10 protein-coding genes and 4 pseudogenes are annotated in these 13,581 nt (G+C 55.8%); 5 read left to right on the forward strand and 9 right to left on the reverse strand.

The window, feature by feature from the left end:
• The first annotated feature begins 232 nt into the window (after positions 1 to 232).
• Positions 233 to 532 carry a DNA -binding domain-containing protein gene (locus DCG74_RS38215; protein WP_172789692.1) on the forward strand — a complete coding sequence of 100 codons (300 nt, stop codon included), beginning with the start codon at positions 233 to 235 and terminating at the stop codon, positions 530 to 532.
• Between the two features lie 1,244 nt (positions 533 to 1,776).
• On the opposite strand, the pseudogene DCG74_RS39185 reads toward DCG74_RS38215, so the two are convergent.
• From DCG74_RS39185 to DCG74_RS38235, 4 genes and pseudogenes are all read right to left on the reverse strand, one after another.
• Positions 1,777 to 1,875, reverse strand: a pseudogene (locus tag DCG74_RS39185) (transposase); the annotation flags it as partial.
• A 250-nt stretch (positions 1,876 to 2,125) separates the two neighbouring features.
• Entirely contained in the window at positions 2,126 to 2,908 is a 783-nt protein-coding gene (locus tag DCG74_RS38225; protein WP_172789693.1) for a Crp/Fnr family transcriptional regulator, read from the reverse strand.
• A gap of 909 nt (positions 2,909 to 3,817) precedes the next feature.
• Positions 3,818 to 4,975: an NAD/NADP-dependent octopine/nopaline dehydrogenase family protein gene (locus DCG74_RS38230; protein WP_172789694.1), complete on the reverse strand. Its 1,158-nt coding sequence runs from the start codon at positions 4,973 to 4,975 to the stop codon at positions 3,818 to 3,820.
• A gap of 238 nt (positions 4,976 to 5,213) precedes the next feature.
• The gene (locus DCG74_RS38235; protein WP_172789695.1) at positions 5,214 to 6,110 is read right to left on the reverse strand and encodes a DMT family transporter; all 897 of its coding nucleotides are present in this window, start codon (positions 6,108 to 6,110) and stop codon (positions 5,214 to 5,216) included.
• Positions 6,111 to 6,231: 121 nt separating this feature from the next.
• Here DCG74_RS38235 and DCG74_RS38240 point away from each other — a divergent pair, with 121 nt between their 5' ends.
• Complete coding sequence (locus DCG74_RS38240) at positions 6,232 to 6,531, forward strand: DUF3892 domain-containing protein (protein WP_257187523.1); 300 nt, start codon at positions 6,232 to 6,234, stop codon at positions 6,529 to 6,531.
• A 47-nt stretch (positions 6,532 to 6,578) separates the two neighbouring features.
• Here DCG74_RS38240 and DCG74_RS38245 read toward each other — a convergent pair.
• From DCG74_RS38245 to DCG74_RS38255, 3 genes and pseudogenes are all read right to left on the reverse strand, one after another.
• Positions 6,579 to 6,814 (reverse strand): annotated as a pseudogene (locus DCG74_RS38245) (IS256 family transposase); the annotation flags it as partial.
• Between the two features lie 1,509 nt (positions 6,815 to 8,323).
• Complete coding sequence (locus DCG74_RS38250; protein WP_172789697.1) at positions 8,324 to 8,734, reverse strand: hypothetical protein; 411 nt, start codon at positions 8,732 to 8,734, stop codon at positions 8,324 to 8,326.
• 1,528 nt (positions 8,735 to 10,262) lie between these two features.
• The gene (locus DCG74_RS38255; protein ID WP_172789698.1) at positions 10,263 to 10,715 is read right to left on the reverse strand and encodes an RICIN domain-containing protein; all 453 of its coding nucleotides are present in this window, start codon (positions 10,713 to 10,715) and stop codon (positions 10,263 to 10,265) included.
• A gap of 219 nt (positions 10,716 to 10,934) precedes the next feature.
• Between DCG74_RS38255 and DCG74_RS38260 the strand changes: the two genes are divergently transcribed.
• Positions 10,935 to 11,225: a hypothetical protein gene (locus tag DCG74_RS38260; protein ID WP_172789699.1), complete on the forward strand. Its 291-nt coding sequence runs from the start codon at positions 10,935 to 10,937 to the stop codon at positions 11,223 to 11,225.
• Positions 11,226 to 11,572: 347 nt separating this feature from the next.
• A pseudogene (locus DCG74_RS38265) lies at positions 11,573 to 11,755 on the forward strand (IS3 family transposase); the annotation flags it as partial.
• A gap of 476 nt (positions 11,756 to 12,231) precedes the next feature.
• On the opposite strand, the pseudogene DCG74_RS38270 reads toward DCG74_RS38265, so the two are convergent.
• Positions 12,232 to 12,679 (reverse strand): annotated as a pseudogene (locus DCG74_RS38270) (IS3 family transposase); the annotation flags it as partial.
• A gap of 69 nt (positions 12,680 to 12,748) precedes the next feature.
• Between DCG74_RS38270 and DCG74_RS38275 the strand changes: the two are divergent.
• Positions 12,749 to 12,958, forward strand: a complete 210-nt coding sequence (locus tag DCG74_RS38275) for a hypothetical protein (RefSeq protein WP_172789702.1) — start codon at positions 12,749 to 12,751, stop codon at positions 12,956 to 12,958.
• Here the strand turns inward: DCG74_RS38275 and DCG74_RS38280 are convergent.
• Complete coding sequence (locus DCG74_RS38280) at positions 12,955 to 13,281, reverse strand: hypothetical protein (protein ID WP_172789703.1); 327 nt, start codon at positions 13,279 to 13,281, stop codon at positions 12,955 to 12,957. The two genes, DCG74_RS38275 and DCG74_RS38280, sit on opposite strands and share 4 nt — an antisense overlap.
• Positions 13,282 to 13,581 lie beyond the last annotated feature (300 nt).

Consider the following 13,581-nt stretch of genomic DNA (forward strand, 5'->3'; position numbering starts at 1 on the left):
AACTGCCGGGCCCAACCCAGATTTTGCAGCTTCATCTTCAGGAGTCTTCGGCTGCTCGCCCTGCGGCGCCTTGCTCCTGAGCGTAGCGAGCTGGGGCCTAATGAATCCCGGCGTGTCCGCATCAAGGGCCATTTGGTACTTTGACGCATCACGCGATGCCTTCTTGGGGACTTCCGCACCTCAGAATGGCCGCTATTTTCGTGGGAAATGAGTTACCTCACGGAAGCATTTCATGCAAAGACCGCCGCGTCATCCCGACGTTGCCGATAAGGCCCCGGAATGTGAAGAACTCACCGTTTACGATGAGGAGCACATAATCACGTACCTGCGACTGCTTGATGCCAATGCTGAGGAAGCAGATTGGAAAGAAGTAGCCAGAATGGTGCTCCATATTGATCCGGATGCCGAACCTCATCGGGCTCGACGGGCATGGGAATCGCATCTGCTCCGCGCGCAATGGATGACCGAAACTGGCTATCGTCATCTACTGCGCGGTGGCGCATCAAATCCATTTTTGTCACAGAAGCGGTGACTGTAGCTTCATCGCTCGCCAGGCGCCACTGGCCGACTCCGAATGTATGCAAACTGTCGTCGCAACTCACGGCAATAGCTTCACTGGAACAAAACGCGAAGCCGCGCGGCCCAACAGTTTTATTGCTTGCCCACACACCCTGACCAAACCCGACTCAAACCGCGAACAGGCCGTGACCATTCCGCTTTGTTCGTTCTCATAATGCGCGAGTCAGCGTTCTGAAATCCAGCGCGGACGAAGCGCTCTTACCGACGGCTAAGCTTCCATTACGAGTTGACGAGAGCTGCAGTATGACTCATGCTGCGTGTATCGCCTGATTGTTGATCAACGAACACAGGGGCCGCTGTAACGGCCCCTGTTGCTTTATTGACTGATCCGAACTGAGAGATAGATCCTCAGCCAGCCCAGCCATAAAGCGAGCGTGCCACGGAGGTTCATGGTTCTCGCCTTCTTTTTGTTGATCAACGTAGCGGCCATTCGCCTCGCGGCACCGTCAAGCTACCACGCTCTGCAGGCTCCAAGCGCATGGCTGGCCCGTGCAGCCGTTTTGCGGTGCTAACCCGTGGCAGACATCACTCTTGATAGGATGTACGACGAACTAGAGGAGGATGATGGCGTACAGCGCCAGGGGCAAAGCCGAAAGCGTGACCCACAGAGCAGGTTCAAGCCACTTCGGTTCAGTGGGCAGGAATGGGTCGTACCACCGCAGCAACTGCCTCGCTGAGGGAAAAGCAAATCGGAAAAGGGTACGAAAAACGCTCATTGAAGTCCTTGCCGCAACTCAGTTCGCCTCTGCCTGATGACCGGGTGCAAAGGCTTCTTGCGCACCATTATCTTCGCGCACTTTGTTGGACGTATGCGCATGGCCTCGGTCACCGTCGTCTGGTGCTCGTCATAACCCGGCAAACAGTCGGGCGCCCAAGGCGACGCTCCTAGGTCGAATACGATTCTGGCAAATCCATATTGTTGCAAGGCCACGCGCACTAGTTGAGCCATCGCGCGGTATTGCGCGCTGGTGAAGGTGCCCTTCGGGCCCCGCTGGAGCAGCACCGTCACGTGTTTCAGGTTGAAAGTGGGGGAATCAGTGTCATTCGGCCTGCAATATTGACCCCCCGTATTGCCGCATCTGCGAATGTTACCGTGATGGCGCCATTGCCGATGACGATCCGATGTCGATTAATCGGTCGCGCCAGATGGCTTTCCCGGCTTGCTCGACGAGAGGGGCTGTGGTCGGGTCGGGCCCTCACGCCGTGCTTGCGGCATAGATCGGCGACCGACACCCCGGCCTCGTGCTCCTTCAAGATCCCGATAATCTGCTCTTCCGTAAAGCGGCTACGCTTCATGCTCTGGTCCTCGTCGTGGGCCAGAACGAACTTCAAACTGGATTAAGCCCCGGGGGCGAGGTCAGGGCAAGCGGAAAGAGAGGGCGCGCGCGGTGACGCTGCGGCCTACGCCGAAAGAATACTTAAAAAGTGCCGCCCCGCGATTTGGTATGGAGCGCGTCTTGGTTTGCGCCCGAAGTTGTTCGGATTCAACCCTTCTGATCGCGATCTAAGATAAGCCGTCCGCGAAGCGTCAGTATTCTCCGAGTTGCTAATCGTTCACACCTGCGCCGAACGACGGAACCGCGGCGGACGGACAGGCCGCCTTCATCGAGAAGATCGCCTCAACTTCGCGACGCATGGTGCCGTGGCATTCGCAGGCCGCTGCGACGAGCTTCAGTCGATCTATCTCTATATGCCCTCGTCGCTCGGATCTAATCGCTCCGAACGCGCGTAGACGGCGCATCAGTAACGTTACCGTCGTTCGTCGCACGCCGAGTATTTGCGACAGCGCCTCCTGAGTGAGCGGGAGCACATCGTCATCGATGCGGTCGCGAATGTGGAGAAGCCAACGCGCCATCCGTGCCTGCACCGGATGCCGGGCATTGCAGGCTCCGCCGCGTTGAAGCTGGGCCAGCATCGCCCTGACGTGGATCTGGATCGCTTGCCGGATTGCGGGGCTGCGGCCGAATGCGGCATGAAATCGCGGTGCCGGGATTCGCGAGGCGATGCCTCCCGCACGGACGATTGCGGTGAGCGCACAAGGCGCTGGTCCGAACACTGAAAGAGTGCCTATTGCTCCTTCGCGCCCAACTATAGCGGTAGCAGCGGTCTCGCCGTCCGCAAAGTCGACCATCAGCGAGATGGCACCACTATGAGGGAACAAGATATAGTCGACTCGGTCACCCTCTCGCGAAATCACCTCGTCCTGAGCGAGCGCAACAGTCTCCAATGATGGCGCCAGCAGATCGAAGTCGGCTGGCGGCAGCGTCGCCAAAAGACAGTTCCGAGTTCCCCCGATGCCCGTCACTTGGCGTGTCCCGCCGCGAAGCATCTTCGGGTGGTGCTGAACGGGGGCCTCAGCATGGGAGTAGATCTGCTTTCGCGAAGCCGATCATGAACCAATTCAGTGACAAAGCGGTCTCACGCGACAATAAAATCATCTCCTGCATGACGGAATTGTCGTCCGCGTCCTCGAGAGTTAGATGCAAGTCCGCTGCAGAGTATACAAGTGCAAAATAGGTATGGGTAACACCGTACGCTCGGCCGCGAGCATGAACTTTACATAGCGTTCGTTCCAAACCAATGTGAAAGTCGAAGCGAAAGGATGCGCGCCGTTAGCAGCTCATCCAGCCGATCAGCCTGATGGGCGCGAGATGCGGGCGGAGCGCCGGCCACTCAAACAACAGACACTCTGGTAACCAGAAGCGGAAAGAGAGCGCGCGGAGAAATCAGGCAGCTTGCCTATGCAAGAAATGGAGACGTCTGATTCGGTCCATGCTCTTTTGTGCCTGAACGTAGACACTCTCGATAGTTCGGAAAAGGGGTGAACCGGGGAGGCGCGTAAGCCACTCAAGCAACAAACGCTGTGGTGAAATGAATAGTAAAAATGGAGACGTTCTCTTGCGCCGCCTCACGAGTGTAATCCGTTTGCCGTAGGCTGCGGCGCAGAGGAGATGATCCTCCCCTTCTCGGTGCGGGCTAAGATGACCCTCTGCGTGCGAGGGGAGGTCGCAACAAATGCCGCCCTTTTGGGCGGCATTTGTGTATCGCTTCATCAATTCTCTCCTGCACTGCTCTTTGCCAGTAATTTCGTGGCCAAGCGACCAAGATTCGTTGTCCGCGGGTTGCCCAAAGAACTGACAAAAACAATCTTCTCTGGCTTGTTATTGACTACTCCTGCGCACTGCGCAGCTCGACCGTTCTGTAGCGCTGTTGAGCGATTAATCGCCATTTTCAGCACTCAATCCCCGCTCCGCGGACAATTCCTTGAACGGGTTGAGAGCCATAGCGGCCGAGTTGGAGCGGGTCGCTCACCCGTTTGAACGAACATGGCAAACTCTTCAGATGTCATGTTGCCGAGGCCCAGGTTCGCCAGGGTACGCCCATGTGACAAGAATGAATTGTCTCTTAGCAGATGTTGGCCAAGTTCTGCGATCAACTTCATTCGGCTCATCGACAATCCTTGCATCCTGCCCAATTCGATCATGGGAACGAGGCCGAACGGGATATCTTCAAGAATATATCTCGTCCGCAGGTCTTTCTGCCCCCTAATCTTCTCGTAGGCCGGGGTCTTGCGACAAATTTCGGAAAGGCTTTCGCCCTGCACGCCGTAAATTAATCGGTACAGCTCGCGCACAGAGGGCAAGTCAAAGCCGAACGACTTGCCAAGAGCTACGCGTTCCTGGTCGATATCTTCCGCAAAGGCTCCAATGGTCGGGGTGATACCTTCTGAATAGTAGAGCCAGTCGTGCTGAGATTCGATCATGGAGAGGTTAAAGATCGTGGGGGCCGGATGCATTATGACAGCGCCATTGGACAGGCCTGTTTCCAGGACATTTCTTCCACCCCGAATCTGCGGGAAGACCTCGTTGAGCAATTCCAGGATTTCGTGATTCTTGTTTGCCGGCAACGTGGCAAGTAATCCATCCTTCTTGATGGCAAGGATTTCGGCGTAACCAGGTTTTGAACTTCTGCACGCGTAGAGAAGATGATTGCTTTCCGCAACGGGGATATTTGCGGTGCAACCCGCATTTCGGAGAATCTCGCGGAATTCTATAGCGCCGCACATCGCACCCGGATGAAGGAAAACGATCTGCCCGTCAACCAAGTGCGAAGCGCACTTGGTTGCTACCTCAGCATGCGCGGTTGCTGGGGTGACCACCACCACAACGTGGGCCCCTGCGAGCGCTTCGCCGATGTCCGTAGTCGCGAGTTCAAGTCCGCCAAAACCTTGGAGAGCGCCGTCAATATTAATCCCACCAAGTTTGTTTATCTCTTCAATTGTTCTCGCCGTTCTATTGTACAATCTAACGCGACATCCCATGATGGCTAGATGACCAGCCATGGATTGACCACCATGTCCTCCACCTATGATTGCCCATATGATATCCTCTTTCATGGCGTAGAGTTCTATTTATGATTTTAGAGGATAGTGCCCCAAAGCGGATCTCGCGAGCGTAGTGACAGAGATTCGTCTGCTGGGCGGGCGGCTGCATAGCCGAAGGATCGGCGAACGCTGTTGAAAGCCGCGCAATCTATGGCCTGCAGCGCATTCCTCTCAGCAATGATGTCAGGGTTACGTGGTGAGTTCCGTCGGCATTCTTGATCTCCGCAAAGCCCGTTGTGAAGTGCAAAGTTCATCGTTGTCGCTCGTAGAAAGCAGTGACAAAGCCGGAGATAGTTATAACAACGATACCAAATAATTCGATCATGGTAGGAAGTTCACCCCAGATAATAAAACCGATACCAAGTGAGAAAACTAACGAGACATAACCGAAGGGCGCGACCATCGAAGCAGCCCCCAACTGGTAAGCCATCGTTACGAGGATCTGCCCGATGCCGCCGACGAGCCCGATAGCAATCAAAATCGGTATATCAGCGAGTTCTGGCCAAACATTTGCAAAGGGCAAGGTGGCTGCGCCAACGACGACTCCCGCCAGTGTGAAATAGAAAGCGGTCGCAGTGCTTGACTCGGTATCAGCCATCCTGCGGATAAAAATCATCGCGAGGGCGGCAGTCAACGCGCCGGCCAGCGACAGAACAGCGCCGAGCGAGATGCCGCTAACATCTGGATGAACGACCAAAAGAACGCCAGCAAAGCCGATGATCACGCCGGCCCAGCGATGGAGCGGTACGGTTTCGCCAAGCATGAGAATAGCTAGGATCGTAACGAATAACGGTGCAACATAGCTTAGCGCCATGACTGTTGCTAACGGAATCATGCTGAGAGCGGTGAAAGTGAAGAACATCGAGCATATGCCAGCACCCGAGCGATAGAGATGAGCGCTAATCCGCCTAGTGCGCAGCTCCTGCCATCCGCTCAGCCGATATGCCAACCACAACGTTGGGACCATAGCGAACAAGCTACGAACGAACAAAATCTGTCCAATTGGATACTGTGAACCCATTCCTTTGATAAGCGCCACCATAATGGTAAAAAGGGCGGCCGAAGCCAGACTACATCCGATAGCTTTATAGACAGCGACACGGTTTGAATTCACCAATGCAATCGGTCCGAGAGAAGACGTTTTCATACGATAAAACTCATGGTGTCTCTAGCTATAACCGGGGCACCTACCTGAATTGGTCGGCGGCATGGTGCGCCACTGAACGCTAAACCTTGTTGCTCCTTTTGCATGCGGAAGAAGAGACCCCGTGGCCAGACTCGCACGCGTTCGTTGCGTCAGTAAAACCAACAGGACGAATCCACACGAGAGAATTAGCAGCATCGGCGGGGTATATTCGAACGGAAGTCACTGGAAGCAATCTGTCGTTCAGACGATCAGAGACATCGAAAGCGGCGCGTGGGAATTCTATGTCCAGGACGACGGGCTCACTGCTGGTTTGATCGTGGCCAAACACGAAGGGCACAAGTACATCAAGACGCGGCAGACGGCATTCAGCCAGACAATCTTCTTTCACTCGCTGAGTGTCCGTGATGCTTGTCCATCCTAGACAGTCCAAAACCCCGGCGCTCGCGCAAACTGGAAGCAGCGCGAGCGGACCTCCACCGGACCGATGCCGGTCGCAATCTCGCGCACCGGACCGTGCCCATGTCGGACCAGGCGCGCCCGACCGTCGGGCAGCGTCAGATTGGCCGTGCTGGCCAGAAACGCGCCAACCTCGATCTCGATCGCCCTAGCAAGCAGGTCCCGCGCGCCGGCTCGAACGATATCGGTCAGTGGATCATCACCGCGGACGGCTGACGGAAAGCAAGAACATTGGTAATCTCGGTCATGGCGTATCGCTCTCCTCAAGAGGTTCTGGCAGGCTCGTCACCCGCCTCGATACGCCGCCTTCCTCACACCGTCATCACCCAGATTCCGCCATAGCTCCGCAATCTGTGGGACCACGTGGATTGGTTTGTTACTTGGATTCGATATTGGCAATATAGGACATATAGCTTGGGCAGGGCGGAGTACGAGGAAGAGGTTCGAGGTTGGCTTGATCTTCAAATGGTTCGTGGTCGCTACTCATCGACGTTTATGCGCCAACTCGCTGAGATGATGGAGCAGCGATCGGGCCATGTGTTCCTAATCTACAATGAGATTGCCTCACTTGAGGGAGCCGTTCACGCACGACCAACAGGGACAAACGATGCCCAACCGCTGGCGGGAGTGCTCAGTGGTTTGATGCACAAACACTATTTCCAGCCGGGCTCTATTCTGAAAATATTCAGAACTTTATGAACTCACATCGCTGTGAAGCTCCGCTCAAAAAGGTACAGACGAGAGTCGAGATCCCCGACGAGCGAAAACTCAACTATCTCTTGCATACGGCGAGCATCTCGGGCCTCGAGCGAAGAAGCCAATCACGTAAGCTTACCGGAGAAGGATCGTCTATAAGAGGCACGACAACGCGAACTACTACCTCACGCTGGGGTCGCACGGATACGGATGTTACCTTAGAACGAGTTCTACCTTGTCGAAGCGAATTTCCCGAACTGCGATTGCCCCGTTGAGGCGCGGTCGATTTAGTGCTCCCAGAATAGGTCGAATCAACTATACAACCGCTGCGTTGAGCACAACATCAAACTTCTTCGGTGACACTTCGAGCCAGAGCAGTTCAGAAGACTCCAGGATGGGAGTTGAACGAGGACGTTCGAACTTTGCAAGGTAAAGGTGCCCAGTAGGCACAAGAAATGCTGCGTGACCTGCAAACCGAAGACGGCCAGCACATTTTGCACAATATCAGAGTTCTTCGTGAGCGGGGGGCGAAGGAGGAAGCTTCTGGTGTTCGCTGAGCAAAGGTTGGGAAAGAGAGACGATAGAGCGCGAGGAGACGATGTGCCATTTCACTCGCCTCCGCTCTCGTGACCTCTTCTCCCGAGACCTCCTTGTATATGCGTCGAAGTCCTTCGATGCGGTCGGGTGAGACCCTGTGGCCAGAGGGTGCATGCCGGTATCTTCTCGAGGCCGCTCATGATTCATAGACTGGGATTATGCCACGCTGGATATATCCCCTCGCATTCATTGACGCTTCAATGTTGCCAGGATCTTATCGACGCTCAGCCGAGCGAGCCAGAAGTACGAGCGGCTTTGATGAGGATCGGGCCTAGGCAACCAACTTCTTGCCAATTCCGAGATGTTTTTCTATCGCCGCGATTCTCTCGAGTGCGTGGTCAATCTCCTTATCTCGTTACGAATCTCTGCCCGAATATCCTCACCCTCTTCTTTGATAAGTCGGGCAGCTTGTCGAAATCGGACTCCTTCTTCGTCATATCGGAAGTATAGCATGGGACTGATTGTCATGACCCCTTAGTCGCTTGCTTGAACTGATCGAGGCTGGACGCAAATGAAGGCAGCCGGTGCCAAACGAGCGGATCGGCATCGGGGTCTCCAAATTGCACTGATCCATCAAAGGCCCAGCCGTCGCCAGGATTGACGCCAAACCACACATCGCAAAACCGATCGTCCTGATCATTGACAAGCTGCACGAGCCAATCCGTTTTGCCGTGGTGATCGCGCATCTCAAACCTAAAGGCTGGTGGGTAGGAGAACAGTTGCGGCATGAGTCTCTGGTTGAGTTCGCGCTCCAAGACAGACCAAGCTATGAAGTCTACCTCAGCCTCGTCCTCATCTAATACGCGGATGCCTGCCGGGCCTCCATCAACGGGAACCCAGCGAACTCTTTGTGGGACGATTATGCTGTTTGCCATGGCCGAGAGCCTACAACATCCGGGTGATTTCAGAGTGAATGTTATACACGGTTGACTTCTCTTAGTTCCAGGAAGCATGGCGTCCGTTCGAGGCATTGCGCAACGAGGTGGATCGCTTGTTCGAGGACTTCTTTGGCGACGAGTTTTGGCGCCGGTCGTTCCGTCCGAGCGCAAGTCTATGAAAGGTCCCTTCCCAAGAAGGGGGCCGCAAGCCCCGCTCGGCAGGTCGCGTCAATCGAATCGCAGTTGACGACGTTGAAGCGAACATTCGGCGACAACTCTGACAGCGAAGTTGTTGGGGTTTACGAAGAGTCGTTCAGCGCCAAAGAACCTGGCCGCCCACAGTTCGGTGAGATGCTCGCTCAGATCGCAAAGGCGCAGCTCTCGAAATCATCGCGTGCTGCCACGCGCCACTAGCTTCGGTGGTCAGCCTGCCACAAGCGAACGACGCTAAGTTGTATCGCTGAGAACGAAAGCCGAGCACCTACCAGTAATGGTGGGCAGTTAAACCACAGCCGACGTCTAACTGGTCACTCAGGCCGTATGGATGTATGTGGGAGAGACCAGAGTGGCCAGACTCGCACGCATTCGTTGCATCAACAAGACCGAAAGGACGAATCCCCACGAGAGGGTTAGAAGTGTCGGCGGCGTATATCGAAAGCGACGAATGAGAGTTCTATATCGAAGAAAACGGCCGCAGGGTCGATGGTGTGGCCCGCGCACAACGGGCACGAGCACATCAAGACGATGGCCCCGCCTCTGAGGCCCTAATGCAGACAAGCCGAGGCTGAGCTCGGCGTGAGCACGTTTACTGAGTATTCTGCGGCGATTTCTCGCTCGATTGTATTTTCGGCTCTGCGCATGCCTGACGCAAGTTTATCAACCAGCTTTAGCGGTTTTCACCGCGGCGCCTCTTACACCCTCGAACGCGAAAGCATCGACCGCTGGAATTACTCATTCTCGTTCGCCAACAAGGTAAAGTCCGGTACGGTCCAAACGAGGCTTGGACTCCTCGCAGTCCGACGCGTTCGGATGATCATTGACCGAGCACTGAAGAACGGGTGAGAGGCGGAGCGCGCCAGACGCGGCACGGTCTGCCGCGATCGGCACATATGCGTCCAAGCTCTTCGAGTCGTTCGGGTGCGACTTCGCTTTTGAAACAGTTGCGGCGCCTGCCAAAGCTTGTAGGGCGCCAGCCATTTAGCGCGCGTGAGACGCTAATTCTGCTGTGCGAGCGAGCGATCTCGCTTCAGAATCACCGCCGCATCGAGTTGGGCGCCACGAACTCCGAACAAGAAAAGAAATGGGAAGGGCCTCGGCCTTTCTCGAAGCTGTGATCGCGCCTAGAGTAGGTTGGCTACGTCCTTAATTGCGCGCTGCTGTACGTGAAAAGGTGGCGCTGCGTCGTTGGGGACAAATACCGCGCCTTTCTGCTGCTGGGCTACTCCTCGCGTCACTTGTAACGAACTGCCGACGTGCGCAGCAAGCGCCGCCGCACGCGACAGCCACCTCTTCAATCGAGACAAGTTTACGCACCCGCCGCTGATTCCAGAGTAACCTTAAGGTCAGATAGGGCTACAAGCTGCCACTGCTGATTGTCTCCGCCGTGTTTCGGATATAGCTGAATTGTGTTGCCTTCTTTCTTCACACCCCCATGGTTGTCGATGCAGAACCGCTCGTTTAGCGCGGCGAGAATAAGGCCTGTGTTGCCGGAAATTTCCCAATGTTGGGTAGCATCTGAAGCGTTGTAGAACTTGAGCAAGAGCGGAACCTCTTGTGCAATTTTGCCGTCCTTTGGCGCGATTGCTAGTTGTCCTCCTGAATTCAACCTGATGGCACCGTTGTCAAAGTTGATGTCCCAAAGGATATATTTAAGGCTGGAGGTCACCTTGCGAAGTACAACACGGGCATTTTCATGCTTCTCCTCCACTCCGAGCACGAAGTTTGGGTCGCTCGCGTACTTGATGAGAAAGCTCGACATCTTTCACTCCTTTCGAGCTATAACGAAGGCAATTTGCCCTTGATCGTGTATCGATCCCAGGCCATTTGGGCCTCGCCATATTTGCAGCAATAAGCGTGCCACCACAAAACTCATCAAGCTGCTGGTTGAAAAGCGCGACGCTCGTTCGTTGATGTGAAAGCGCTCGTATGCCTGCTTTTCAGCAGGTCGGCGACCGCACGCACAGGTTGGGTTCACGACATGCATGTCGTAAGGCGGACAGGCCGAACACGGCAGACCGGAGCATCGACGGCTGAGCTGCGCACCCTCGTTTTTTCGTTCGAGAAGCATGTGGTTGTTGCGATACTCGGCGTTGATGAGACCTTCAGAGGACTTTGGGCGCGCGATCATTCCTCGATGTTTCAGCAACTGCGTTCCATCTTTGCGAAGTTGCTCGGCTTCGAAGCGGAACGAGCAGCCATAAAAATGCTGATCGCCGTGATATGGTCAACCGTCCTTCACCGGGACTACATAACGCCGTCGAAGAAATAGAATGCGCGACGCGGGCAGCTTCGACGTCAGCCTTGAGGCCCAGGCGGCCCAACCAATCCAGGTAGGTGCCGGGGAGACTTTTCGCCGATACAACTCGGCGGCATCCTGTGGGCTGGACTTCGCCCACGGGAAGCGAGGGCGGTCAGTTTTGCAGTTCAAGGCTGCAGCGAGCATGGCGAGAGGGGCGCGTGCTCACCATCCCCGGAGTTCACAAAGAATGGTGACCTTGCCCCCGGGGCTTAATCCAGTTTGAAGTTCGTTCTGGCCCACGACGAGGACCAGAGCATGAAGCGTAGCCGCTTTACGGAAGAGCAGATTATCGGGATCTTGAAGGAGCACGAGGTCGGGATTATAACTACACACGACCGCACTCACAGCTCGGATGGAAGACACCCTCCGAGTTCGCCTTCACCTGCCACCCGCGCCGGGATCTGGCGCTGCGCTATGCCGATGGCTCCGCGCCAGCTCCCGTCGCCACCACCGCCCAACTGGGCAAATCCAATGGCTTGAACGAACTCAGAACTGGATAAAATCTGGGGGCAAGGTCACATCTACCATGCGTTTAAGTCATGCGGGCTCGAGTTTCACGCAATCGAGTATGCCTAACAATTCCTGAGCCTCCTCGGCATAAAATGTCGGGATTTGGTGATCTGCCGGGCTCAAAGACTGATCGGCCGCACGGGCCTGATTGGCTGCAAGCACCGCAAGCGCTTGCGACCGCAGTGACGCGGCTCGAATATGTGCATCCGTTGGCCCTATGGTTGAAGCTAGCGGGCACGTGGCTCGGCGCTCGATGAGAGAGAAGAAGCGCTGTCCCTACCACGAGCCGCTAACTCCCACACAGCCAGCCTCAGCGGCGGAAGAAGCTGACGTGGGATACATCCATCGGAAAAAGCTGCGGCACAACTACCAGAATCGGTCGGCCCCACGTCTTCAGACACTCTCTAAGCTGGTCCGACAGCTTGCCGAAATGGGAGACTGATCTTCCCCCGAAAAAGTGAACGGGTTAAGCGGCTTTTAGCTCCATTTCCATCGGCGCGACATATCCGATCGCGGAATGGAGGCGGGTTCGGTTGTAGAAGGCCTCGATGAAGGCAAAGATATCGCGCTGGACCTCGGCACGGGTGTTGTAGTCGCGATGATGGACCAGCTCGGTTTTCAAGGTATGGAAGAAGCCTCTCCATCGGGGCATTGTCGTAGCGATCGGCCTTGCGGCTCATTGATGCCATGATGCCGGCTCCGGTGAGGACCTTGCGATAGGCTGTGAGGCATATTGCACGCCGCGATCGGAGTGGTGGATCAATCCGGTCTGCGGCCGTTGCTGCTGGATGGTCATAGTCAGTGCCGCGGATGCGAGTTCGACCTGCATATCGTCTTGCATGGCCCAGCCGACGATCTTTCGGCTGAACAGATCACATGACGGCCGCCAAGTATAGCCAGCCCTCCGCGCCAGGAGAACGAACGGCTGCGCATGGAGCGCGACATCTTAAAAAAGTCGATCGCGATCTTCGCCGGAACCGGACATGAGCTTCCGCTTCATCGAAGACCATCGCGACGCCGATCCGGTGCGGCTGATCTGTGCCGTGCTCGAGGTCTCTGGTGCCATTGCGCTGTCCCTGGCGCGTGTCGCTAACCCAAGGGCTCCGTATCCGCGCTGGCTGACGAAAGGCCGACGAGACCTGCGCGGCATCCACGAAACGAAAAAAAGGTCGCGTGGGCTGTTCAAAGCTTAGCCGCCTTTGACGACAGTGCGCTCAATCTGTTGTGGGGAATCCTGCAGCCACGCAAAGACGCTCGCTAGACTGTAAGGCCGTGCGACTTCATGGCCGCCAAGCTTAATGGGATGATCTTCGATAAGATAGAACTGCCCTTCGGCTGTTCTGACCATACGATCTCTTATCTCGAACCACACGCCCGTTGCCGGCACTCTTTTGTAGAATACGCGCGTTGCGAAATTGAACGCTTCAGCAAGGTCCCGCGCTGTCGGGATCAGTTTCCGCGCGCGCAAATGTCTTAATGGCTTAGCCCTTGATGCCGTCGTTTGTCGCTTGAACATACGCTTTCCTCGTCGGCTCAGAACAGGCGGATGCGACTCGGCGCCTACATCGGCGGGTCTTGAAAGGCGCTATCCCCAGCCGCATCCGCACTGCGGGTGAAGTTAGCGGCGCATGACTCGGCGCATTCCGCTGGAGGAAGGAAGGCGCTGTCCCTTCACGTGCCGCTAACCCCGGCAGTGACTTTAGCGAGGGAGCGGCCTTAAGTGACCTACCAGGATTGGTGTTTATGCAGAGCAGACGACTGAGCGACTTAACGCCGCTCAGCCTGTCAGTCTTCAGAACGATCAGGCCGACGCGAA

This window comes from Bradyrhizobium sp. WBAH42 (assembly GCF_024585265.1).
Lineage (GTDB): Bacteria > Pseudomonadota > Alphaproteobacteria > Rhizobiales > Xanthobacteraceae > Bradyrhizobium.